This window comes from Acinetobacter sp. BIGb0102 (assembly GCF_003815055.1).
Lineage (GTDB): Bacteria > Pseudomonadota > Gammaproteobacteria > Pseudomonadales > Moraxellaceae > Acinetobacter > Acinetobacter vivianii.
Window position 1 is genome coordinate 16236 of the sequence record NZ_RKQE01000015.1, and the last position, 24596, is coordinate 40831.

Here is a 24596-nt window from a genome sequence, read left to right on the forward strand (position 1 = left end):
GATTAAAAATCCAGAAAAAAAGCGGATGAATTTTCATCCGCTTTTTTTATTTAACAACAATCCCAGTTATAGACAACTTTAGAAAAATCTCGTTTCTTTAAATCTTCTGGGTGAATAAAGAAATTACCAACACCCGAATCTCCCCACATAATATCGTTTTCAGCATCATCGGTATCTAACTGGAAAAGTAAAATATAGTCTTGAATCTTTTCATTGTACTGACGTGGATCGGTTTGGGTAAAAAATGGATATCCGCCTAAACGATGCCCGCTTGCAGAAAGCAATTCATGATAAGGCTCAATAAAATCATTTTCGAAATCGCCACCCTCGAATTGATCTTCAAAATCGTAAAGCTCATCAACATTAAGAATTTTCTTTCCAAAAGCAAAATCTTCCAGACTAATGACTTGCTCAGCACGCTGAAATTCAATTGAATATTGCCCACTAAAAGGCAAATATGCCTCTTCATCGAACTCAAGCTCTGAAAAATCCTGTTTTAATTGCGTAAGATCTTCAATCACCTGATCAAAATATAAAACCTTAAAGCCCGATTGCAGCTGTTGGTCATCAAAGTTCATGCCATACAAATCATCGGCAGCAATGTAGAACTGCAAAATTCCTGTGTCTGGAAAATGAGGTAAATCGGGAATTTCAGCAAAATTGAACTGTGCCAATAAAACCAATGGATTACCATCCGAGTCAACCGGATAGGCGACCTCTAGCGGTAAGTAAGGCTGTCCCCCAATCTTACTTTGCCATAATGCCAAGTCATCACTTGCTGTTAACTGCATAGAGACCGTCGGCAAAATCGTTGCTGAAATTTTTTCTAGGTATGGATGTAAAGTATTCGGTAAATTCTCAGCTTGAAGATTCATTATGTTGCTTGTCCATGTCGTTATTTATAGAACTTAATATAAAACAAGCAGCTAAATTAAAATAGAGAGCAAAGTCTGTACTACGACAATTAATGACGCTCAATTGACCCATTATTTATCACATAAATTCTGATAAGATTAGCCCGAGCAAAATCTGCGATAGGAATGACGATGCGTACATATTTAGACCTTTTACAACATATCCTCGACAATGGCGGCGACAAAGGTGACCGTACAGGAACAGGAACACGTTCAGTATTCGGTCATCAGATGCGCTTTGATCTTTCTAAAGGTTTTCCCTTACTGACCACGAAAAAGGTGCATTTCCGTTCAATCGTGATCGAGCTGCTCTGGTTCCTCAAAGGCGACACCAACGTTCAGTATCTTAAAGACAATAAAGTTACGATCTGGGATGAATGGGCAACTGCCGAACAAACAGCGCGCTTTGGCCGTCCCGAAGGCGAACTTGGCCCTGTTTATGGCCACCAATGGCGTAACTTTGGCGCGACTCAAAATGCGGACAGCAGCTATCAACAAGACGGTTTTGACCAGATCAAATGGTTGATCAATGAAATCAAGACCAATCCAAACTCACGTCGTTTGATCGTGTCAGGCTGGAATCCAAATGAAGCTGGAAAAGTGGCTTTACCACCTTGCCATACCTTGTTCCAGTTTTTTGTACAAGATAACAAATTGTCATGCCAACTTTATCAACGTAGTGCCGATGTCTTCTTAGGCGTACCTTTTAATATTGCCAGCTATGCTCTGCTGACTCATATGATTGCGCAAGTATGCGGTTTAGGCGTTGGCGATTTTGTCTGGACAGGTGGCGACACACATTTATATGCCAACCATTTTGAACAGGCTCAATTACAGCTTTCGCGCGAACCATTGCCATTATGCGAATTAAAGTTAAATCCAGAAATCACCGATATTTTTGACTTTAAATTTGAAGATATTGAAATTGTGGGCTATGAATCACATCCAGCAATTAAAGCACCCGTCGCAGTTTAAAAGATTAGAGAGAATATAAAATGGCATGGCAAGGCACTGAAGTTGTTCACGTAGTTGCGATGGATAAAAATCGCTGTATCGGCAAAGGCAATGCTTTGCCGTGGCATATCTCTGCTGATCTGAAACACTTTAAGGCGATCACGCAAGGCGGCGTAGTGATCATGGGCCGAAAAACCCTTGAGTCTATGGGCCGTGCCCTTCCTAATCGTGTCAATTGGGTGATTACGCGTGATCCTGAATGGCAGTTTGAAGGGGTTAAAGTCGCGCATAGTATCGAAGAGGCATTAAACGGCGCACTTACAGATGCACAACACGCTGAAAAAGCGTCTTTATTTATTATTGGTGGTGGAGAGATTTTTACTCAAACACTTGCCATTGCAGATCGCCTAGAGTTAACCCATGTGGATCTTGATGTTCAAGGCGATGCGCATTACCCAGAAATCTCTGAGGATTTCCATAAAGTAAACTCAGAACAACATACAGATGAAAAATCTGGTGTAGCTTTCGAGTTTGCGACCTACCAAAAATAATAATGGATCGCATTTGCCATGCATAACATTGGATCACGTGAGTTTTTTATTGCTTTAGGGATTGGACTTTTACACGGTCTATTCACCTTGTGCGTGGTTCTTTCAAGTGTCTGGCTTTGCCTTGCGTTGTGGATTCAACAGCCGCTCGGCACCCTGTTTAGCCGAGTCGCGATTGTACTTTGGGGCTTGTTTGCGCTGAGCCTGCTTGGCGTGTATTTCAGTGGTCATCTCATCAGCCGTCGTACTGATATCATTATTTATTGTGTTGCTTTTGCTTGCTCATTGTTTTGGTATTTTTCTATCGAAGCCAGACAAGACCGTGACTGGAATCCAGAAGTTGCAGAACAGCTTAGCTATAGCAGACAGGGCGACCTGGTTACCTTACATAAAGTTCGTAACTTTAACTGGCATGCAGATGGCACTTATGACATCCGCTGGGAAGATCGCACCATTGACCTGAACAAGATTACAGGGATCAATGTCATCACGTCCTACTGGATGGGCCCTCAGATTGCACATACGCTGGTGAGTTTTGATTTTGCAGATCAAAAGCCTTTGGTATTTTCAATTGAGATCCGCAAAGAGAAAGGCGAAGATTTTTCTGCGATTGGCGGATTTTTCCGTAAATATGAACTCAGCTTAGTCGCTTCAGATGAAAAAGATATTGTGTATACCCGCAGTAATATTCGTCATGAACAGGTTTATTTATTCCCGGTTAAAATGCCTGCGGCAGAGCGTAAAGCCCTGTTTATTGAATATCTCAATCAGGCTGATGAGCTCCGCAGTGAAGCAAAATGGTACAACACCTTAACCAGTAATTGCACAACGCTGGTTTTTGATATGGTACAGGCCATTAATCCACAAAAATTACCGAAAGATTATCGCTTATTGGCTTCAGGTTACTTACCGAATTATCTCTATGACTTGAAAGCGCTCAATCAAAATTACAGCATGAATGAATGGTATCGTCTGGCGCACATCAATCCGCGTGCCGAACAGTATGATCAGCAGTCCAATAAAAGTAGCGAGTATTTTTCAGATGTAATTCGCTCAGGCATTCCAAAAGTTGAGTGATTTTTCCACTAATTTTATTAAAAGTATCTGAACATTTACAAAAGGATACGCAATATACCGTTCAGCTCCACGTTTTTTTATTTTAATAACGCTTATAGAAACACAATGATTCGGATTTAAAATCTTATGTTAAAGCCTCTTTTAGCTTCTTGTACTTTGGCAATTGCCGTAGCAATGACGGGCTGTGCAAGCTCAGAATCTCTCCAGACTTCACCAAATGCATCTCAAAAACAAAGCATTGATCTGTACAACCGTACTTGGATTGCAACTCAGATTAATGGCGTTGAAGTCAAAACTAATGATCTTTCGAATAAACGCCCTGCGATCCAGTTTGATGCTAAAGCGAAACGCTTCTTTGGTGCAGATGGATGTAACCAGATTCAAGGTACCTTTGAAAGCCAAGGCGCTGTATTACGTTTAGGTCCAATTGCATCAACCATGATGGCTTGTCTAGGCAATGACAACAGTGCGCTTTCTCACCAATATAGCCATGCTTTGGCAAGCACAACCAGTTATGAACTAAAAGGACATGAGTTGAAATTCCTTGATGCTTCAGGACAGGTACTCGTAAGTTTCGTAACTGTTATTCAGCCGCTGCCTTAATGCGATGATGATAAAAGTAAAAGCTCGTTTCAAACACGGGCTTTTACTTTTTGAGTACTTCGTTTAATTTAGTAGCATTCTTAAAATTAAAAATTGGGAAGTTTTATGCAACAGGCAATGTTAGGTGGTGGATGCTTTTGGTGTGTAGAGGCCGTATTTCTACAACTTAAAGGCGTTGAAAAAGTGGTGAGTGGCTATGCGGGCGGGATTACCCAAAATCCGACCTATGAGCAAGTCTGTCAGGGTAATACACAACATGCCGAAGTGATTCTGATTGATTTTGATGAGCAACAGATCAGTTATACCCAATTGTTGAATGTATTCTTTACCACTCATGATCCAACGACATTAAACCGTCAGGGTAATGATATTGGCACACAATACCGTTCTGTGATTTATTACTTCGATGATGAGCAAAAGCAGCAAGCTGAGCAGGTCATTCAAAGTCTGGAAGATGAAGGGCTTAATATTGTGACTGAACTCAGTCCAGTACCAACCTTCTACCCTGCTGAGGAATATCACCAGAATTTCTTTGCCCGTAATCCATCACAAGGTTATTGCAACTTTAGTATTCCGCCTAAGCTTTCTAAACTCCGAGCCAAGTATCTTGACCTGCTCAAAGATGAATAAGCAATAAAAAAGCAACTCACCGAGTTGCTTTTTTATTGCGATCACGCTGTCTTAGTTTTCACTAACAAACGCAATATCACTTAAGCCTGCTTCACTGGCACGCGACATCACTTGTGCAACCGTATCATATTTTGATTCTTTATCTGCACGTAACTGCACTGTCGGTTTTGTCTGAGCCTGACCCGCTTCTTGGAAACGCTTCTCTAGCTCGTCTAAGCTAATGATTTGTGCATCCCAAGCCACTTCACCTTTGTTATTAATACTAATGGTGATTGCTTTTGGTGGTGGATCAACAATTTCAGCAGTTGTTTTTGGTAAACTTAATGGAATTGATGGGTTAGCAACCGTTGCTGTGACTAAAAAGATAATCATCAATACCAACATAATGTCGATCAGAGGAATGAGATTCATCTCATTCATGCCACTGTCGTGGTCTTCACCCAATTGAAAGCCCATCTTAAGCTTGACCTCCAACTAAACTTTGTTGAGTCGCTTTAGTTTCTGTTTTTGCCGCTGTTTCTTGCTGCAACATGGTATCGATTAACAGGCTGTGCGCTTGATCTTGTAAATCATGTGCCAAACCACGGTTGAAACGTACACAAATGTTATAAGCCATTACCGCTGGAATCGCCACTGCAAGACCAAGACCTGTCATGATCAAGGCTTCACCTACTGGTGTTGCAACCTGAGCTAAACCAGCCTGTCCGCTTTTACCTACCGCAACAAGCGCATGGAAAATCCCCCACACTGTACCGAATAAACCCACAAACGGTGCTAATGAAGCGATTGTTCCAAGAACTGATACACCTTTTTCTGCTTGAGATTTCTCAGCAGAGATTTGGCGAAGTAATGCTTGTTCAGCAACAGCTTTACGTTGTTCAAACGATAAAGGCTGTAATTTTGACTTAAGCGCCGCCAAAGCTTGCACCAGTTGGTTATAAGCCTGTTGTTTTAACTGGCGTGTTCCTAAAATGCGCAGAATGAAAATAGTCCACGTTGCAATCGACATTGCTAATAGGATGAAATACAGTGTTTTACTTACTGCATCTGCATGTTGCCAATAAACTGAAAAGTTCATATACGAACTCCTGATTTAATCTGTCGCAAGGACTCAAATTTCATTAAGGACTAAGATCAAACGGCTGCTCTGCTCGAATCGGGTAAGCAACACCATTTTCCATATACGGTTTAAATTTCGCACTTCTCACAGCACGTAAAACTTTTTCATCGAGATTCGGTAAACCACTGCTACGAGTAATACGTACATTGGTAATTTTACCTTTCTCGTCAGCTTCAATCATGACCATCACTGAACGTGTTTGGTTATCCAGATCTTTCGCTGTTACAGATAATTTGGGTGAACGACTCCACTGTACACCAGAACCACCAATCGCGACGCGTTTTGGTGCTGGATCAGCAGCAGGTTGAGGTTTTGCAACTTCTTGTACAGGCTGTGGTTTTTCCACAACTTTTTCGGTCACTCTTGTCGTGACCACGGTCGTTTCAACTTTTGGCTCAACTTTCGGTTCAGTTTTTTGCAGCACAGGTTTTGGCGCTTCTTTTACCTGTTGAACCTTTTCAATCTTTTTCGGTGGAGGTGCCATTGGTTTTTCAACCACCTTGACCTCTTTCACTTCTTTTTTAGGTTCAGGTCTTGGCTTTTCTTTTGGTTTAGGCGGTTCAGGCTTTGGTGGTTCCTTGATTTTAACGAACTTCACCTTAAGCGGCTCTTTCTCGACGGGCTTAAGCTCCATCGTTTTCATGTGGCTAACCGCCCACAGAACTCCTACATGTCCAATCACAACCGCAACTAAGGCAGTGATGATTTTCTTTTTCATCGGGTGTGGCGTGTTGAATGTAGCAGGAGATTGACTCATAAGAATCTAAGTACCTAATAGATGGTGGCGCTTTCAAAAAAGCGATTTCACTCATCGGATAGAACAATGAAAGTGCCGTAATAATAAATGAGAAGTGTTTTCATTTGCAACCGTTTTTTCTTGTATATTTGCTAAGCTTTTAAAAACAGACATAAAAAAACATGCCTGACGGCATGTTCTTCTTTATACAGCGGAGCAAATGTTTTTCTTAGAAAACCACAGTCTTGTTACCATCAACAATAATACGGTCTTCTAAATGCCATTTCACGGCGCGTGCCAAGACATTACGCTCAACGTCCTCACCTAACTCACGTAGCTGCTCAACGTTGTAATCATGGCTCACACGTTCAACGTCTTGCTCAATGATCGGGCCTTGATCCAGATCAGCAGTGACATAGTGTGCTGTTGCACCAATCAACTTCACGCCTTTCTCATAGGCTTGCTTATATGGATTTGCACCCACGAAAGCTGGCAGGAATGAATGGTGAATATTGATGATCTTCATTTCCCATTTCGCAACAAAGTCTTCGCTCAGAATCTGCATATAGCGTGCCAAGACCAATAAATCGTTGCCTTGCATCATTTCATTGATCTGAGCGTAAGCTTCAACTTTATTGTCTTTATTGACAGGCACAACGTGGAAAGGAATACCGAAGTTTTCAACCGCTTCACGCAAATCTGGATGGTTTGAAATCACTTGGGTAATTTCACATGGTAATGAACCACGCGCATGACGCCACAACAGTTCTAATAAAGCATGGTCAACTTTCGAAACCAGAATACCGACTTTTTTCAACTCGCCAACGAAATTCAATTTCCATTGCATTTCATAACGTTCAGCCACATTTGCAGCAAAAGTCTGCATTAAGGCTTCTTTACGAGATGGCAAGTTATCAAGTTCAAACTCAACACGCATGAAGTAACGCCCGCCCTGAGCTTCTGTTGCGTACTGATCAAGTGCGGTAATGTTTGCTCCCTGATGATACAAAAAGCTCGATACGGCTTGCACGATCCCCGGCTTGTCTTCACAAGTAATCAGTAATCGCGCTGTGTGGGCTGTAGTCGTGTTCATTTGGTTAATATCACTTATTCGAATCAAATTAAAATCAAGCCGAGCATTCTAACCTTTTTTTGCCCTTGACTAAATAGCTAAGGCTCACTCGTCGTCATTTTTAAGATTAGATAAGCTGGCGAACAGGTCTGATGGCCCCAGTGATTTCAATAATTGTTCATAAGTCTGGCGGCTTTCACCCATCAAATATGGCCCTTCCAAGAACACCATTTGACGTAAGGCTTGCCATACCCATTTTTCTTCTAGACGATTGTTATCACTGATATGACCCGACATATACAAGAAGTTGGTCCAGTTGGTGAGCACAATCCACAGGTTAATAATCAAGGCTTCGATTTCAGAATCAGTCATTTTCATCAGACCCGCATCCACAAAGGCACGATAAATTTTTTGCCCCTGCTGCATCACCTGCCCTGCAAAACGCGGATAGATTTTTCTAAAGTCTTCATTATTTTCAACCAGATGATACACATCACGGTGAATAAACCGATACGCCCACAACTGATTACTCAGCACCTGAAAATAGCTGATTTTATCATTGGCATTCAATGGACGATCTGTCGGTAAGGCCAGCATTTCCAAGGTTTCAGCCTGATATTGCTGCGCCAGTTCCTTGATAATTTCCTGTTTATTACGGAAATGATAATACAGGTTGCCTGGGCTAATCCCCAGCTCAGCCGCAATATGGTTGGTTGTGACCGAACGCTCTCCACGCTCATTAAACAACTGCAAACTGATTTGCAAAATACGATCTTTTGTTTTGTTCGGTTTAGCGTGTGACATTGATTTTAACCATCTATAACATTATCAATAGGTTATAAAACAAACCTATAAAGCGACTTGACACTTTAGAGTATTTACTCTAAAAATTAAAAAATAATAAGCTTTCTTTTGGTCCACTCCTATGAACAGTCAAACAAAAACAACCGCTATGACACCTCATGTTGATGTGAAACGGCTACATGATTTGCTTGAGCAGCAAAAAGCAGCTTACCAACGCCATCCTGTACCCAGCGCCAAAGAACGTCTTGAACGCTTAGCTCGACTTAAAAGTATCTTGGTAAAATATCAAGATCAATTTGCTAACGCAATTAATCAAGATTATGGCAACCGTGCCATTATGGAAACTAAGATCGGCGAAGTCCTGACTTGTCTAGAACATATCAAATACTATAGCAAGAACTTGACGGAATGGATGAAGCCATCTAAACGCCATATCAGCATGTTACACCAACCAGCAAAAGGCTGGGTAGAATATCAGCCATTGGGTGTTATCGGCATCATTGCGCCATGGAACTATCCACTACTGCTTTCGGTCGGCCCACTGATCTGTGCGCTGGCCGCAGGCAACCATGCCATGATCAAAATCTCAAGCGCATCGTCAAACTTTGGTTATGTACTTGAAAATGCCCTTTCAGAAGCATTTCCTCAAGAACTCGTCGCGGTGGTAAATGGCGGCGGTGTAATTTCAGATGCATTCAGTCATCTTGCTTTTGACAAAATGATTTTCACAGGCTCAACCTCTGTGGGTAAAACTGTTATGGCAGCGGCGGCTGAAAATCTGGTGCCTGTGATTTTAGAATTAGGCGGCAAATCACCTGCACTGGTTCATTCAGCCATGAATATTCGTGATGTGGCACAACGTATCGCAGTGGGTAAACTCTGGAATGCAGGTCAAACCTGTGTTGCGCCCGACTATATGTTCCTGCCTAAAGGCAAAACTGCCGAGTTCACCAAGCACTACAATGACTTTGTGACCACCATGTATCCAAGCTTGCGTGATAATAATGACTATACTTCTATTATTAATGACAAGCAGTACAACCGCCTGCAAGGTTATCTGGAAGATGCCCGTGATCAAGGTGCCAATATTGTTGAGCTCAATGCCAAAAATGAATCTCTGACCGAAGTTCGTAAAATTGCGCCAACCTTATTAACAGGCGTAACCACCGAAATGGAAATTATGAAGCATGAAATCTTTGGTCCAATTCTGCCTATTCTGGAATACGACCATATCGATGATGCACTTCAGTTCATTAATAGTCGCCCACGTCCACTCGCCTTCTATTATTTCGATACGGATAGTGCACGTGCAGATTATGTCGCAGGTCGCACGCATTCAGGACACTTTGGTATTAACCAGACGCTGACTCACGTCGCGCAGGATGATTTACCATTTGGTGGTATTGGTGCGTCAGGTATGGGCAAATATCATGGCAAGGAAGGTTTCTTTAGCTTCTCACACGAACGCTCAATGATGTCGAATCCTGTCAGCCCTAAACTTTACAGTTTAAAATTCATCCTACCGCCTTATAATAAAGCAACCCACAAGCTGCTTTTAAAAACACTATTTCGCTAGAAAAGGGCTGTTAGCATATTAACAAACCCTTACTTGGTTAAGGCATGATCTATCACACCAGATGATGCCTTGTTTTTACCAAATTCGCTTGTCTTTTAATCGTATTTTTGGTATAAAACGCCCCTTGAATGATTTCATCCGTTTACTTGAATGGCTAGTTGCACGAAATTGTGCTGTATAAACTAGCAATGGAGTTCACCATGTCTAAGGTTTGCCAAGTTACCGGCAAGCGTCCTATCGTTGGTAACAACGTGTCGCACGCAAACAACAAAACCAAACGCCGGTTCGAGCCGAACCTGCACCACCACCGTTTTTGGTTAGAAAGCGAAAAGCGTTTTGTACGTCTTCGTTTAACCACTAAAGGTATGCGTATTATTGATAAATTGGGTATCGAGAAAGTTGTTGCTGATCTCCGTGCTCAAGGTCAAAAGATCTAAGGAGTCTGAACAATGCGTGATAAGATTCGCCTCGTTTCTACAGCTGGTACAGGTTATTTCTATACCACTACTAAGAACAAACGTACTATGCCGGAAAAAATGGAAATCAAAAAATTTGATCCAAAAATCCGTCAACACGTAATTTTCAAAGAAGCTAAAATTAAATAATTTTAGTTCTTTAAAAAAACGACTTCTTTTGAAGTCGTTTTTTTTGCCCGAAAAAAACGGTATAAATAGAAAAAGAAATGAATAAATCACTTACATAATTTTTTTTGATAATTAAAAAAATTATCATCAACAAATTCGATTTTAGTTGTTACAATTTATTCGCTGTTTTCTTGGCATGTTTTATGCTCATTTATTTCTACCTTAACCGCAACGATTAAGGAGCTCCGATGCCACATGATGTTGATTTAATTATATTACTTGCTGTTGGTTTTGGTATGGCCCTTATTTTTGGCTATATCGCAGCACGTCTACGCCTCCCCCCTCTAATTGGTTATCTCGTTGCCGGCATTATTATTAGTCCCAATACGCCCGGTGTCGTCGGTGATATCCAGCTTGCCAATCAATTGGCCGAACTCGGCGTCATGTTCCTCATGTTCGGCGTTGGGATGCATTTCTCCCTCAAAGATTTACTCCAAGTTCGACGTATCGCCTTACCCGGTGCGATTTTACAGATTGCCGTGGCAACATTACTGGGTGTTGGCGTCTCCATGTATTGGGGTTGGAGCTTTGGTTCTGCATTAATCTTCGGTTTAAGTTTATCGTGTGCCAGTACCGTTGTATTACTCAAAGCATTAGGTGATCGAGGTCTACTGGACTCGGTTAACGGAAAAATTGCGGTCGGCTGGCTCTTGGTCGAAGACCTTGTGATGGTGTTAGCACTGGTACTTCTCCCTGCAACGGCGGTATTGCTTGGTGGACAGGCACTTCCCGGAACAGATTCATCACAAAGTATTTGGGTCACTATTGGGATTACCCTACTTAAAGTGACGGGCTTTATTGCCTTCATGCTGATTATTGGCAAACGTCTTGTGCCTATGATTATGCAGTTTGTAGCACGTCTAGGTTCTCGTGAACTCTTTACCCTGACTGTGGTTGCGGCTGCGGTATCAATTGCTTATGGTTCGTATGCAGTATTTGGCGTATCAATGGCACTTGGTGCCTTCTTTGCGGGAATGGTCGTTAAAGAGTCTGACTTTAGTCACCGTGCCGAAGAAGAGACCCTGCCACTACGTGAAATCTTCTCGATTTTATTCTTCGTTTCAGTGGGTATGTTATTCGATCCAAGTATCTTGGTCGAAGCACCATTAAAGATTTTAGCGGTTGTTGCCATTATTATGGTGGGTAAGACCTTGGCTGCGATGGCTCTGGTACTTTTCTTCCGCTATCCGATTAATACCGCTTTAACAGTAGGTGCAAGTTTGGCCCAGATTGGGGAATTCTCTTTCATTCTGGCAACACTGGGCTTATCACTCGGTTTACTGACACCTGATGCACAAAACCTGATTCTTGCAGGTGCGTTATTCTCGATTACCCTCAACTCATTTGTGTTCTCCGCAATTGAACCTGTGCAACGCTGGATTCGTGAGCGCTCGCATTTGGCTCGTTTACTGGAACGTAGCGGTGACCCACTGGCAATGCTCCCAGATGAGGTAGATCAGGCGTACCTGCGCGATCAGGTGGTGATTATCGGCTATGGTGGCGTGGGTCGTCGTATCAGTGAAAATCTGATGCAGCAAAACATCAAAGTGGTGATTGCAGAAGAAAATCGGGAAATCGTTGAAAAATTACGTACTCAAGGCATTGCTGCGGTGAGTGGTGAAGCGACTGAACCGAATGTCTTGATTCAGGCACATATTCAACATGCCCGTCTGCTGGTCATTTCACCGATGGATATTTTAGATATTCATCGTATCGTGGATATTTCCAAACAGCTCAATCCTGAAATTCAGGTCTTGATTTGTGCAGAAAGCAAAGAAGAAGCTGTGATTATCCGTGAGGAAAACATCGGTGAAGTGTTCTATGCGAAAGAAGAAATGGCGAAGAATATGAGTCACCATATTCTGAATCAAATCGAACTTGCCCATCAGTCCGAAGCACATTAAGAAATTTCTCAAAACGAAAAAGCGTACTCAAGGTACGCTTTTTTATCTTTCAGGATTAGCTAAAATGTGAAGGTTGCTCGTCTAGCACTTCTGCTTGCCACTGATTCATCTGCTTTTCCAGCAATCCAAACAAAGCCGCTTGAATCATATGCTGAGCGACGGTTGGCGTCTGGTCTCCGAGAATGGCTTTCACCTCGTCACTAAACTGAATCTTGACCAAAGGCTCATTTTCAGAACCCGCATTGCGCAAAGCAAGCTCACCACCTTCGAGTTGAACCAATTCAAGAATTGCTTCCTGATTACCAAATAATTCTTTTAACTGTTGCATTGACATAAATTTTCTCCATGTTTCAACATGGTGGCAAAGTATTTGGCACTTTGCGCTCTCACGTCTTATTTATATAAGTGCTGATGCTGTAGATTTCAAGTCGCCTTAAAGTTTCGACTTAGAACTCCACCATTTCATTACGAAAACCATCAATTAAATGACTTAATTCACGATGCCATTCACGTAAGATTTTGGCATCAGGCAACCATGCTTGCGGACTCTGGGTCACCTTAATGATCAGATTAGAAGACGTTTCATTTTCCGGTTCTGGCGCAGAGGGCTCAGGCGCATACTGACACATGCGATATGCACGCTTCAATTCAGCGACAAACCCATCTTTTGCCAGTTGTTGTAATACCAGAATTTCTGGAGAGACCTGTCCTTTATCTGCCATATGTTCTTCAATCGACTTAAAGGTCGGTTGCAAATCATTGAGACGATAATAGCGAACCAGCTCCTGCAAAAACGCTAATATTGCACCATGTAAATGAAAAACAGCGGCTTCACGATAAGCCTGTGCCTGCTGAATATGTTCTGTTTGCTCGGCTTGTTGACATGCGAGACGAGCGAAATACAGTTTCTGATTGGTACGATCTGCATGATAACGAGCAACACGGGACATAATATTTTCCTTAAAAACCCTTTCTCTTGGATAGCTTAAGATTAAATGCTTTAATGATAAAATCAATATCCTTTTGAGCCTGTCCATGCGTCATATCAAACAAGCCATCCTGAGCTTAATATGCTGTATGGCAATTTCAACAACTTATAGCTGTGAACCCACAGGCTTAGACTGGGAAAAACTTTATACAGATTATGATATCAATAGCGATCAAATGATTGATATAAAAGAATGGACAAAACTGATTGAGCTTAGAGGACAGTCCGTTTCATGGCAGAAACAATTCTTCTCGCTAGACCATAAACGAATAAAAATTTTTAAATCACTTGACCAAAATAATAATGGCCTGATTGATCAGCAAGAAATCACCAACATTTACCACTACTTTATCAATCCCTGCCAAAATAAATAATTTTCGGGCAATCAGTTTGATATCAATCCTTCAAGATCGAGTTCAAGCGTATACAGTTTTCGCTGGGCCAAACAGGCAATAGGTTGAGAAAAGGGACGAACGTTACTCATTGTCCAGGCAAAATATCCTTCTGCCCAATACGATGCACAAGCTGCATCTATTTCATCTGCTTGCCAGACATGTATCGACTCAATATCCACCAAGGCCAAAGCTCGGCCAATCTCTTGCTCTCCTTCGTTCCGAAGAAAATGCTGATTTTCGACAATAACAAGATTTTTAAGCGGAATAGTTTGAGGTTGCCATGAGCGAATCTCCAAGGTTTTCTGGCCTTGAACAATCCGCTCAGCGCTAGGCGCAACAACCGATAAAGCGGTATATTGCTTTAACATACAGAATTAAGCTTGATCTTCCGCAATTTTCACACGGATGCCATAGTTTTTTACTTTCAAGGTATTTAAACCTTTCACTGCTTTGACCGCTTCACGTGGATTCGGCATTTCAACAAAACCAAAACCTTTTGATTTTCCTGTTTCAGCATCTTTAACCACCACACAAGAATCGACTTTGCCATAGGCTTTAAACAAGTCGAGCACTTCTGCATCGGTCACGCTACGATCTAAATTACGAACTAAAATTTTCATGCTAAAACCTAAAACATGATTCACTCTCAAATCGGTGAATCAAAAATAAATTGAATCTGGGTAGTTTAATCGAAATCGATCCCAAAACCTAAATTGATTGCAGCCGAACGCGAGCGACTGGCTTGCCCATAAGCACGGGGAATATCACGATGGATCTGCGTCTCAACTAAATGTTGAGGTAAATCATTCAGAAAATAACTTTCTATTTTGCGCCCTAACTCATCATATTGATCATGTGCCCACAAATTTAAATTCTGTTTCGTCAGAATTAATTCATTTTCAGCACGCGTCAAGGCAACATACAGTACACGGCGCTCCTCCTCCACATCATCAAAATCACCCTGTGCGCGTGCATGCGGATATTGTGTTGGAGAGACATGGGGAACATAACAGACTTTTTGCTCAGCACCTTTAGCCGAATGGATGGTAATCAACGTCACCAAATCCTGATCTGGGGTTTTATCAATTTCTGAGACGGAGATTGGATCGAGTACATACTCCTCCAGAAATTCTCCAAGTGAACTGTGCTTACGCGCCAGTTGCTTAACCAAGTCAAAATCTTTGATACGGCGTGTCCAGTCTTTAGTTTTATAATTATTTTCCAGCTGTTCATTCAATGCATCTAGCGCCAGCCCAATGCAGGCTTCGACATGTTGCTGCAACACATCCAATTGCATCAAGATCAGAATGGCCTGTTGCGGTACTTTGCCATGACGCTCTAAACGCTGGCAACGTGCCTCAATATCGGGCAGTTGAATCAGTTCCTGAGCTAGCTTGCTGGCACCAACATCCCCCACGCCATCCCAGAGCGTCAGAAAGCGCATCCATGCCAGATCATCCTGCGGATTGACACTAACACGAAGCAGACTCAATACATCTTTAACATGTGCCGATTCGAGCAGTTTCACCCCACCAATAAAGCGGTATGGAATATTTGCTGCAATCAAAGCCCCTTCCAGATAACGTCCACTAAAACCTGAACGTAACAGCACCATATGCTCTGCCCATGCAGCACCCTGCATATGACGTCGATTTAAATCCTGAATAATCCAGTTTGCTTCTTCAAACTCATTACTGAGGATATGCAACTGAGGCTTTAAGCCCTTACCACGATACGCTTGCAGATGCTTATCATACTCAATCGGACTTTGATCCAGCAACCAATTGGATAAATCCAGAATACCTTGCGTGGAACGATAATTCATTTCCAGCGTCAGTACTTGGGCATCAGGTACACGTTCTTTAAAATGATGGATATTTTCAAAATCGGCCCCGCGGAAGCCATAAATCGATTGTGCATCATCACCGACACAAAACAGTTTCACCTTGCCGACCAAAGGTTGCAGCAAAGCCCATTGCAAAGGATTGGTGTCCTGCATTTCATCGACCAGTAACGCTGAACAGAAGCCTGTGACCCATTTCACCAACTCAGGTGAATTTTGCAAATGCACTGCGACAATCGACAAGATGTCATCATAATCAAGAAAATTGCGCTCTTGCTTACGTTGCTCATACGCTTTCATCAGTTCCGCAATTTGAGCCTTATACTCAACCGCTTGCGGCAACTGTTCTAATAAGGCATCTGAAAGTTTGGTCTTGGTATTACGAGCATAAGAATACAGATCACATAACTCAGCCGCTTTAGGCAACACATTGCCCTTATCTTTTCCGCGTAGTAAACGGAACATCAGCAATTGATCATCACGATCAATAATACTGAATTGAGTCAGACCAAAAGCGCGAGGATTACGACGTAACAAGTACATGCAAAAAGTGTGGAAGGTGGATGCACGCAAACCTTTGGCTTGGGCACCCATATGCTGTTCGACACGGGTGACAATTTCACTTGCTGCCCGACGGGTAAAGGTCAGAATCTGGATCTGCTGTGCAGGCAAACCTTGATCAATTAAATATGCCGATCTCGCCACAATTGTTTTGGTTTTACCACATCCCGCTCCTGCCAGAACCAGACAATTTTGCGCAGTCGTGGTGGCAGCCTGTTTCTGTTGTGGATTGAGTTCATCAATTAGCTTGGCAAGCGTCATACAATCGGTCAATTAAAAACGAATCGATATTTTAACAGACTAAACCCATGCAAATGTTTCTTGCTACAAAACAAAAAGAGCATGCGATATGCATGCTCCAAAATTTTAAATAATGACTTATACGCTAGTCGAGCTATGCGGCAATTGTTTAATCGCTCCCGCAAAAGTCAGATAGTTGATGCCTTGAAATAAAATATCAATCGCAAGGAACATTCCCAGCACCCAGAACGGTGAATCAGGAGATGAGAGAATCAGAATCCCGGTGAGTAAAGTTAATATGCCTGAAAACAGCACCCAGCCCCAACCAGAAACGGGTCTCAGGATAAATGCATTCACCGTGCGGATAATCCCTGCAATAATCAGGGCAATCGCCAGAAAACTGGTTAATACCACCGCAGTAATCACAGGTGTCGTAAATGCAAAATAACCTGCTACCAGATATAGCACGCCAAATAATGCCCATAACCAGCGCGTGCCGCCTTTAAAAACGGTAAATGCGGCAATAAAATGCAAAATGCCGCCCAGCATCATCAATACGCCAAATAGAAGTACGGCAGACAAGGTGGCGAATGGTAACGCAGCTAAAAGAACCAAGCCAAAAATAACCAATAAAACGCCCAATAACAGATACCATTTACGATCAGCGTGTAGCTGATTGCGAATCAGGTCGTTACCCACTGTTTTCATCATTATTTACTCTTTTATCATCAATGTTATAAGCCTATATTGGGCCTGTTCAGCACTAAATTCTGTATAAGGCATGTTGAAAATTAATGACGGAATGTCAGAAAACTTGTGTTTTATTTCATATTTTTGAGCGTTCTGTTTAATGCTATGGATAAATCTGAACTTATCCACAATTTACTTCATCCAACCCACTTCTCTGGCCGTTAAAATGCTGATCACCGTTTCATTCAGGTCATTTGGCATTTTACTTTTGTGTTCAGACAGTGGAATTCTTCCTCCCATAATTTCTGCTTCAGTCTGAGGATACAAAGGTTGCCGATCTGCTTGGGCATAACCGATGGGGAAAATAGGCTCGCCATTACTCAAATTATATTTGTCTGTCGCGCCAAACCCGTGTAGTAACTCATGCACCAACACGACATTATTCTGTGCGGCCTGTTTGGATGAGGCAAATAAGTTCACCGAACCAATCCGCCCACGCTCCAGCGCAGTCGAATGTTTCAGTTCCCTGCTCTGCTTGGGATCATAGAAATTCAGATATAAAGTCAAACTCGGAGAGCCATCCACAGACTGATGCTGTTTCCATGCATAGAATCTAAACTTTAGGCTCCACAAGATATTGTTCAAAATGCTCGGCTGTTCAGACATCTTTGGTGGTGTTTGCTGTAACTCACGTCCAATCTGAACAATGAAATAGCTGCTTTGCCCGCGATACTGCTGGCTATTTTTCTCTAAATACGGTTTTACCTCAGCAAAGTCATCTTGCTGTAATTTTTGAATATAATGCTGTGTGGTCGCTAAACCATCAGCATTAATCGGATGCAATAAAATATGAATCGGTTGATTCCAGTTCTGATTCTGATCACGATAGGCATTTACGGCGACCACTAGCAACACGACCAGCAAAATCGCGACCCGAATATTTTTCCACATCTCATTTCCCCAATAAAAATATATTTCTTGTTTTTCTTAATGCTATAAAAAATGCTAGCAAGTGCTAGCATTTTTTTAAATCTGAATGTTTAAGCTTCAACCCATTTTCCGTCTTGGAAAACTAGACTCCACTTGGTTTGTTTGCCTTCTGCCGTTTCAGAACCTACGTATTGTGACTGATTCTTACGACTAAATTTCACCACGGTTGGATTGCCTTCAGGATCAACATCTGGCGCTTGCAGCAAGAATTGATATTTCGGATCAAGTTGTTCCGCAACGCTACGTAACTCAGCCACTTTTGGTGCACGTGTTTCACGAATTTTCGGGAATTTACTTGCAGCCAGGAATAAGCCAGCAGCACCGTCACGCAATACAAAGAAATCATCATGCTTGGTTGAGCGCAGGTGTTCCATTTTGATCGGATCAACACGCGGTGGCGCAGGTTGACCGCTCTTTAACACTTTACGGGTATTATCACAGCTTGAGCAGGCGAAATATGGACCAAAACGGCCTGTTTTTAACTGCATTTCACCATCACATTTATCACATGGAATGGTTGGGCCATCATACCCCTTGATCTTGAATTCACCTTCTTCGACTTCGTAGCCATCACAATCCGGGTTATTACCACAGACATGTAATTTACGACCACCATCAACCACATAGCTGTCCATTGCAGTACCGCATTTAGGACAACGATGTTTCGACATCAAATCGGCTGTTTCAGCACCATCATCATCAGATAATGCAGCTAAAGACTCAACTGGTGTTAGATTCAGTGTACCTTTACAACGCTCTTTCGGAGGCAGGTTATAACCTGAACATCCCAAGAATACGCCTGTTGTTCCTGTACGTACCTGCATTGGACGAGCACATTCAGGACAAGGGACATCGGGTACTTCGACAGGCTGGTTACGGCGCATGCCGCTTTCGCCTTGTGCATTGGTCAAACGCTTTTTAAAGTCGCCATAGAATGTATCCAGCAACTCTTTCCAGTTACGCTCACCTGTCGCTACACGGTCTAACTGACCTTCTAAATCTGCGGTGAAAGCATAATTCATCAGGTTATTAAAACTTTCATCCAGACGATCTGTAACGATCTCACCCATCTTCTCAGCAAAGAGACGACGGTTTTCCAGTTTCACATAACCACGTTCTTGAATCGTTGAGATAATCGCAGCATAGGTCGATGGACGACCAATCCCTTTTTTCTCAAGTTCTTTTACTAAAGATGCTTCGGTAAAACGTGCAGGTGGTTTGGTAAAGTGCTGGCTTGGATCAAGCTTTTCTAACTTGAGGACTTCGCCGACTTTCACTGCTGGCAGTAACACATCATCATCTGATTTGTTGGCACCACGAACACGGGTAAAACCATCAAAGACTAAAGTACGGCCTTTTGCCTTTAACTCAACATTTGCCGCTTCAACCGTCAAAGTCGAAGATAAATATTCTGCTGGTGTCATTTGACAAGCGACAAATTGACGCCAGATCAAATCATATAAACGCTGAGCATCACGCTCAACACCTGCAAGTTTGTCACCCGTCAATCCTACATCTGATGGACGAATCGCTTCATGGGCTTCTTGCGCGCCTGCTTTATTGCCATAACGGTTTGGCTTGGCAGGAACATATTTTTCACCAAAATTTTGTTGAATATGATTACGTACCATATTCACCGCGTCATCACTCAAGAAGGTTGAGTCCGTACGCATATAGGTAATAAAACCACCTTCATACAAACGCTGCGCCAGCATCATGGTTTTCTTCACAGAGAAACCTAGACGGGTACTTGCTGCTTGCTGAAGAGTCGACGTGATATACGGTGCACTTGGATTAACCTTGGTCGGCTTATCTTCACGTAATGCAACTTTATATTCAGCATCTTTTAATACGCTTAATAGCGCATCAGTTTCAGCTTTATTCTTGAGTTTAAGCGTCTTACCGGCTTGTTTAACCGCTTCAAGACGAATGTCATCTTTCTTCGACAAAGTATCTGCAAAAACTTGCCAGTATTCTTCTGGGATAAAGGCACGGATTTCACGTTCACGCTCGACCACGAGTTTGACCGCAACCGATTGCACACGGCCTGCCGATAATCCACGAGCAATTTTTTCCCACAACAGTGGTGACACCATAAAGCCCACCACACGGTCAAGGAAACGACGTGCCTGTTGTGCATTGACACGGTTCAAATCGAGGCGTGTTGGCTGTTTAAACGCTTCCTGAATGGCATTTTTAGTAATCTCGTTAAAGACCACACGGTGGTAACGGCTGTCATCCCCACCAATCACTTCTCTTAAATGCCAAGCAATCGCTTCCCCTTCTCTATCCAAATCCGTTGCGAGATAGATTGCATCGGCATCTTTGGCGAGTTTTTTCAGCTCGGCAACCACATGTTCTTTGCCAGGCAGCACTTCATAATGGGCAATCCAGTCATGTTCTGGATCAACCCCCATACGGTTAATCAGTGCAGATTGGGCTTTTTCAGCTTTTTGCTGTTCAGTCAGTTTGACACGCGTTGCAGGCTTCTTTTCAGTCGACTTCGCTCCGCCTCCTGTCGGTAAATCACGCACATGACCGACCGATGACTTCACTACAAACTGTGAACCTAAATATTTATTAATTGTTTTCGCTTTTGCAGGCGACTCCACAATCACTAAGGCACGTTTCTTTGCAGCAGATGCGGAAGCTGCTGTGCTTTCTGAAGCAGAGCGTGGAGTTTTCGCCATAATAAATCGTTTTTCCTGTGTTCAATCAATAAATTAGCGCTGAGCTAATTCATGTAAATAAGTTTTTATCTGTTCAAGCTGTGTGGCTTTTAAGTCAGTTTCTTCATCCCAATATAGCCCAACACAGTTTGCCTGCATATCAATAGCATAAACTCCTTTTAATGCAATGGTTAAATCATTAAATTTCTGATCACCTTGCACCACCTGAAGCTTGCCATCTACCACTCGTGCACGCATAAGCGGCAAACGGGCATCTGGAATCAGGACACTATAATAGGCCACCATACTGGCACGCTTTTCCGATGCCATTGGAATTTTTGTCCATTCTGGCGCTGCGATTAAGCGTGGATGCAAGCCCATTTTCCGTGCCTGATCACGCATCATGCCCAATGCTTTTTCTCGTGGACTAACACGTAAGCCAAAAATCGAGCCAAGTACAAACAGTACAATCGCAACTGTGATCCAAATTCCAATATTACTCATAAAGTTGCCCAAAACATCCTTTTACTAGCGTTACATAAGTTGAATCAAAAAGGCAAGACTGTTTTATTCGCTAATTTAGATTTTATAAAGTTAGCTATTTAATTGTTGTTCCAATTTATATACGACATTATCTGTATAGATCACCGCTTTGTTTTTTCCAGAACTTCCCTCTACCATGACTAAATAGCCATTTCTAGTCTTAAAAAGATATCTACACGAAACTCTCTCGACTTTCCCACCTACCTGTAAGTAAATGTTATGTGACATATTTTTAGTTTGTAATTGCTGTACTTTATCTTTAGCAACAACTCCAAACTCTAGTAACCAAAGTAGCCACCCTAAAAATAATCCAAGAGCTATTATTATCCAAAATGACCCTTTCTCATAATCTTTGTAGGCAAGCTCCATCTCATACTTTTTCTGAATTGCTAGTCTCTCCTCCTTCATAGCATCATCAATTTTTTTAATGCAATTAGCCATGAAAGTTATTATTTTTTTGGGGCTATCAAATAAAATCCAATTAAGGACAACAAATAAGCAAAAAATAATTATAAAAAATGATAATACAAAAAAAGATAGAGGTTCTTTAATTCTATTTAGCAGCTTTAAGAGTCCTAAATAGAAAAAATGAGAAATTCCTATAAAAAAATAAAAGGTCCTTGGAAAAAATTCAGCAGTAATAAACAATACAATAAAAGCCGTCAGTCCATGACCAATCAAACCAAATTTATCCCCAGTTAGAAAGGCTATAAAAACACTATAAAAATCAATATCAAGCAAAGTTATATTGTAATTAATCTCATTCAAAAAGGTATCAATATATATAAGTCCGCCTAAAGTGATCGATACGATAAGAAATGTAGAAAAAAAAGCAATATGTCCTATAGACGTACTCAGTTTCTTTAAAAACATTTTTTAACTCATTAAGGTCAATAATGCGGCGGTTTATCATTCACAGGATCAAAAGCTGCAATACCTTCCGATAAATCTGAAGATTCAACCCGACGATATAAAAGTTGCATCTGTTTTTTTAAATCGGCAATTTCTTGCGTCTGAATTGCCAGTTGTTGATTTAATTGTTCAACTAAATCATCTAAAAATGCAATTCGGACTTGCAAATCTTCAATGGGTGCGGAAAATGACGCGTGATCATCAAAATTTTGTGGTTTAGTCATTTCAGACCTCATCTGAACTTTTAGGAAACATTATGGCCTATATTACTTTAAGGGATGTCCATCTCGCATTTGGCGGACCTGCCTTACTCGACGGCGCGAACTTTAACCTGGAACGTGGCGAACGAGTCTGTTTAATTGGTCGTAATGGCGAAGGTAAGTCTACTTTATTAAAACTGATTGAGGGAAGCCTGTTGCCTGATAACGGCGAAGTTTCCATTCAAAACGGCTTAACTGTTTCAATGTTAGCCCAAGATGTCCCAATGGACTCTGGTAAAGTTGCTGATATCGTTGCCGAAGGTGCAGGCGAAGCAGCCAATGTCTTAAAAGAATATCATGAAGCCAGCGATGCCTGCGTGCTAGGTGATATGGAAGCCTGTGACCGTATGGGCATGCTTCAGCACAAACTCGATCAACTCGATGGCTGGGCACTCGAAAATAAGGTCAACTCAATTCTCAGTAAAATGGGACTTGATCCAAATGCGGATCTTGCAGATTTATCAGGCGGACGTAAACGTCGCGTATTGTTGGCGCGTGCCTTACTGACTCAACCAGATGTACTATTACTCGATGAACCAACTAACCATCTCGATGTTGAAAGTATCGAATGGTTAGAAAAGTTTTTAATGGATCAGAATAACCTGACCCTGCTCTTTATCTCGCATGACCGTTCATTTGTTGACAGCATCGCAACTCGTATTGTCGAACTGGATCGCGGTATTTTGCGTAGCTACGAAGGTAACTATTCACGTTATCTCGACCTCAAAGCACAGCAAATGGAAGCAGAAGAAAAGCAGAATGCTCTATTCGATAAAAAGTTAGCTGAAGAAGAAGCATGGATTCGTCAAGGCATTAAAGCACGTCGTACCCGTAATGAAGGTCGTGTCCGTGCCTTGAAAGACTTGCGTGAACAGTCTAAGGCACGTCGTTCACAACAAGGCAAGGTTAGCATGGCAACCCAAGAGGCGAATCGCTCTGGTAAGCTGGTGTTTGAAATTGAAAACTTAAGCGTGAGCTACGACAGCAAAGCACTGATTAAAGATTTCTCTGCAATCGTGTTGCGTGGCGACCGTATCGGTTTAGTGGGTGACAACGGTGTCGGTAAAACTACCTTGATCAAAGCTATTCTGGGCGAAATCGAGCATGGCGGTTCAGTCAAGACAGGTACGCAACTTGAAATCGCCTATTTTGACCAGTTACGTAATGCGCTAGATCTTGAAAAGACTGTGATGGCGAACGTTTCAGAAGGCTCAGACTTTGTCGATGTGAATGGTAACCGCCGTCATATCTATAGCTATTTACAAGACTTTCTATTCTCTCCAGAACGTGCGCGTACACCAGTAAAAGCGCTCTCTGGTGGTGAACGGAACCGTATTCTTCTCGCAAAATTGTTACTTAAGCCATCGAACCTGATTGTAATGGATGAGCCAACCAATGACCTAGATATGGTGACGCTTGAGTTGCTTGAAGAAATGTTATCTGAATACAAAGGGACCTTGCTGCTGATCTCGCATGACCGTGCCTTTATGGATAACGTTGTGACCTCAACGTGGGTATTTGATGGCAAAGGGAATATTGATGAATACATCGGTGGCTATCAGGACTATCTAGAACAACGCCCAGACCAGAAAGTCGTTGATCAAAAAAGTGATGTCAAAAAAGCGCAGGCAAAAGCTGAAGCGGCTGCCGCAGCTGCTCTCGCTCCTGCACCGAAAAAAGTGAAGTTGAGCTATAAAGATCAGCGTGCACTTGAACAGCTGCCTGCTGAAATTGAAGCATTGGAAACTGAACAAGCCACATTATCAGCGAAACTGGCTGATGGTTCATGGTTTGTCAGCGATGCCAATGCAGCGACTCAAGCCAGCCAACGTCTCGCAGAAATTGACGAATTATTGCTAGAAAAGTTAGAGCACTGGGATGAGCTAGAAAATCTAAGCAAAGGTAATTAAATCTTATATGAGC

At 42.2% G+C, this 24596-nt stretch carries 28 protein-coding genes; 11 read left to right on the plus strand and 17 right to left on the minus strand.

Going from position 1 to position 24596, the window contains the following annotated elements; all coding sequences use genetic code 11:
- Positions 1-50: 50 nt before the first annotated feature.
- The gene (locus tag EC846_RS14645) at positions 51-875 is read right to left on the minus strand and encodes a YwqG family protein (protein WP_123775616.1); all 825 of its coding nucleotides are present in this window, start codon (positions 873-875) and stop codon (positions 51-53) included.
- Between the two features lie 171 nt (positions 876-1046).
- Between EC846_RS14645 and thyA the strand changes: the two genes are divergently transcribed.
- The 5 genes from thyA (at position 1047) to msrA (ending at position 4726) form a co-directional block, all read left to right on the plus strand.
- Complete coding sequence (thyA, locus tag EC846_RS14650; protein ID WP_004774299.1) at positions 1047-1889, plus strand: thymidylate synthase; 843 nt, start codon at positions 1047-1049, stop codon at positions 1887-1889.
- A gap of 20 nt (positions 1890-1909) precedes the next feature.
- Positions 1910-2419, plus strand: coding sequence for a dihydrofolate reductase (locus EC846_RS14655; protein WP_004774297.1), 510 nt, complete (start codon positions 1910-1912; stop codon positions 2417-2419).
- Between the two features lie 18 nt (positions 2420-2437).
- The gene (locus tag EC846_RS14660) at positions 2438-3493 is read left to right on the plus strand and encodes a DUF4105 domain-containing protein (protein WP_123775617.1); all 1056 of its coding nucleotides are present in this window, start codon (positions 2438-2440) and stop codon (positions 3491-3493) included.
- Between the two features lie 126 nt (positions 3494-3619).
- Entirely contained in the window at positions 3620-4096 is a 477-nt protein-coding gene (locus tag EC846_RS14665; protein WP_123775618.1) for an META domain-containing protein, read from the plus strand.
- A 105-nt stretch (positions 4097-4201) separates the two neighbouring features.
- Positions 4202-4726: a peptide-methionine (S)-S-oxide reductase MsrA gene (gene msrA / locus EC846_RS14670; RefSeq protein ID WP_123775619.1), complete on the plus strand. Its 525-nt coding sequence runs from the start codon at positions 4202-4204 to the stop codon at positions 4724-4726.
- Positions 4727-4777: 51 nt separating this feature from the next.
- On the opposite strand, the gene EC846_RS14675 is transcribed toward msrA, so the two are convergent.
- The 5 genes from EC846_RS14675 to EC846_RS14695 form a co-directional block, all read right to left on the minus strand.
- Positions 4778-5182, minus strand: coding sequence for an ExbD/TolR family protein (locus EC846_RS14675; protein ID WP_004774290.1), 405 nt, complete (start codon positions 5180-5182; stop codon positions 4778-4780).
- A 1-nt stretch (position 5183) separates the two neighbouring features.
- On the minus strand, positions 5184-5804 hold the full coding sequence (locus EC846_RS14680; protein ID WP_004774288.1) for a MotA/TolQ/ExbB proton channel family protein: 621 nt from the start codon (positions 5802-5804) through the stop codon (positions 5184-5186).
- 43 nt (positions 5805-5847) lie between these two features.
- A complete protein-coding gene (locus tag EC846_RS14685; RefSeq protein ID WP_123775620.1) occupies positions 5848-6603 on the minus strand; it encodes an energy transducer TonB in 756 nt (251 codons plus the stop codon).
- A 208-nt stretch (positions 6604-6811) separates the two neighbouring features.
- Complete coding sequence (gene purU, locus EC846_RS14690) at positions 6812-7675, minus strand: formyltetrahydrofolate deformylase (RefSeq protein WP_123775621.1); 864 nt, start codon at positions 7673-7675, stop codon at positions 6812-6814.
- Positions 7676-7759: 84 nt separating this feature from the next.
- Positions 7760-8458 carry a TetR/AcrR family transcriptional regulator gene (locus EC846_RS14695; protein ID WP_004655980.1) on the minus strand — a complete coding sequence of 233 codons (699 nt, stop codon included), beginning with the start codon at positions 8456-8458 and terminating at the stop codon, positions 7760-7762.
- A 121-nt stretch (positions 8459-8579) separates the two neighbouring features.
- Here EC846_RS14695 and EC846_RS14700 point away from each other — a divergent pair, with 121 nt between their 5' ends.
- The 4 genes from EC846_RS14700 to EC846_RS14715 all read left to right on the plus strand — a co-directional run bounded on the left by EC846_RS14700 (position 8580) and on the right by EC846_RS14715 (position 12582).
- A complete protein-coding gene (locus EC846_RS14700) occupies positions 8580-10034 on the plus strand; it encodes a coniferyl aldehyde dehydrogenase (protein WP_004774283.1) in 1455 nt (484 codons plus the stop codon).
- 200 nt (positions 10035-10234) lie between these two features.
- Complete coding sequence (gene rpmB, locus EC846_RS14705; protein ID WP_004649871.1) at positions 10235-10471, plus strand: 50S ribosomal protein L28; 237 nt, start codon at positions 10235-10237, stop codon at positions 10469-10471.
- A gap of 12 nt (positions 10472-10483) precedes the next feature.
- On the plus strand, positions 10484-10639 hold the full coding sequence (gene rpmG, locus EC846_RS14710) for a 50S ribosomal protein L33 (protein WP_003654787.1): 156 nt from the start codon (positions 10484-10486) through the stop codon (positions 10637-10639).
- 227 nt (positions 10640-10866) lie between these two features.
- Complete coding sequence (locus tag EC846_RS14715) at positions 10867-12582, plus strand: cation:proton antiporter (RefSeq protein WP_123775622.1); 1716 nt, start codon at positions 10867-10869, stop codon at positions 12580-12582.
- Positions 12583-12637: 55 nt separating this feature from the next.
- Here the strand turns inward: EC846_RS14715 and EC846_RS14720 are convergent, their stop codons facing one another.
- Entirely contained in the window at positions 12638-12916 is a 279-nt protein-coding gene (locus EC846_RS14720; protein ID WP_004774280.1) for a hypothetical protein, read from the minus strand.
- Between the two features lie 112 nt (positions 12917-13028).
- The gene (locus EC846_RS14725; protein WP_004774279.1) at positions 13029-13532 is read right to left on the minus strand and encodes a DUF6586 family protein; all 504 of its coding nucleotides are present in this window, start codon (positions 13530-13532) and stop codon (positions 13029-13031) included.
- An 85-nt stretch (positions 13533-13617) separates the two neighbouring features.
- On the opposite strand from EC846_RS14725, the gene EC846_RS14730 reads away from it, so the two are divergent.
- Positions 13618-13944: an EF-hand domain-containing protein gene (locus EC846_RS14730; protein ID WP_069577080.1), complete on the plus strand. Its 327-nt coding sequence runs from the start codon at positions 13618-13620 to the stop codon at positions 13942-13944.
- 11 nt (positions 13945-13955) lie between these two features.
- Here EC846_RS14730 and EC846_RS14735 read toward each other — a convergent pair whose 3' ends face one another.
- From EC846_RS14735 to EC846_RS14775, 9 genes are all read right to left on the minus strand, one after another.
- Positions 13956-14333, minus strand: a complete 378-nt coding sequence (locus tag EC846_RS14735) for an ASCH domain-containing protein (protein ID WP_123775623.1) — start codon at positions 14331-14333, stop codon at positions 13956-13958.
- A gap of 6 nt (positions 14334-14339) precedes the next feature.
- Positions 14340-14585: an RNA recognition motif domain-containing protein gene (locus EC846_RS14740; protein ID WP_032810903.1), complete on the minus strand. Its 246-nt coding sequence runs from the start codon at positions 14583-14585 to the stop codon at positions 14340-14342.
- 65 nt (positions 14586-14650) lie between these two features.
- Positions 14651-16630 (minus strand): ATP-dependent helicase, encoded by a 1980-nt coding sequence (locus EC846_RS14745; RefSeq protein WP_123775624.1) that lies wholly within the window; start codon positions 16628-16630, stop codon positions 14651-14653.
- Between the two features lie 117 nt (positions 16631-16747).
- Entirely contained in the window at positions 16748-17320 is a 573-nt protein-coding gene (locus EC846_RS14750) for an HdeD family acid-resistance protein (RefSeq protein ID WP_004774274.1), read from the minus strand.
- Between the two features lie 171 nt (positions 17321-17491).
- Positions 17492-18250, minus strand: coding sequence for a hypothetical protein (locus tag EC846_RS14755; RefSeq protein ID WP_123775625.1), 759 nt, complete (start codon positions 18248-18250; stop codon positions 17492-17494).
- Between the two features lie 89 nt (positions 18251-18339).
- Positions 18340-20979, minus strand: a complete 2640-nt coding sequence (topA, locus tag EC846_RS14760; protein ID WP_047431237.1) for a type I DNA topoisomerase — start codon at positions 20977-20979, stop codon at positions 18340-18342.
- 33 nt (positions 20980-21012) lie between these two features.
- On the minus strand, positions 21013-21462 hold the full coding sequence (locus tag EC846_RS14765) for a hypothetical protein (protein WP_004774271.1): 450 nt from the start codon (positions 21460-21462) through the stop codon (positions 21013-21015).
- A gap of 90 nt (positions 21463-21552) precedes the next feature.
- Positions 21553-22374 (minus strand): hypothetical protein, encoded by an 822-nt coding sequence (locus EC846_RS14770; RefSeq protein ID WP_123775626.1) that lies wholly within the window; start codon positions 22372-22374, stop codon positions 21553-21555.
- A 17-nt stretch (positions 22375-22391) separates the two neighbouring features.
- Complete coding sequence (locus tag EC846_RS14775) at positions 22392-22637, minus strand: SlyX family protein (protein WP_004774270.1); 246 nt, start codon at positions 22635-22637, stop codon at positions 22392-22394.
- Positions 22638-22669: 32 nt separating this feature from the next.
- On the opposite strand from EC846_RS14775, the gene EC846_RS14780 reads away from it, so the two are divergent.
- A complete protein-coding gene (locus EC846_RS14780) occupies positions 22670-24583 on the plus strand; it encodes an ATP-binding cassette domain-containing protein (RefSeq protein WP_123775627.1) in 1914 nt (637 codons plus the stop codon).
- Positions 24584-24596 lie beyond the last annotated feature (13 nt).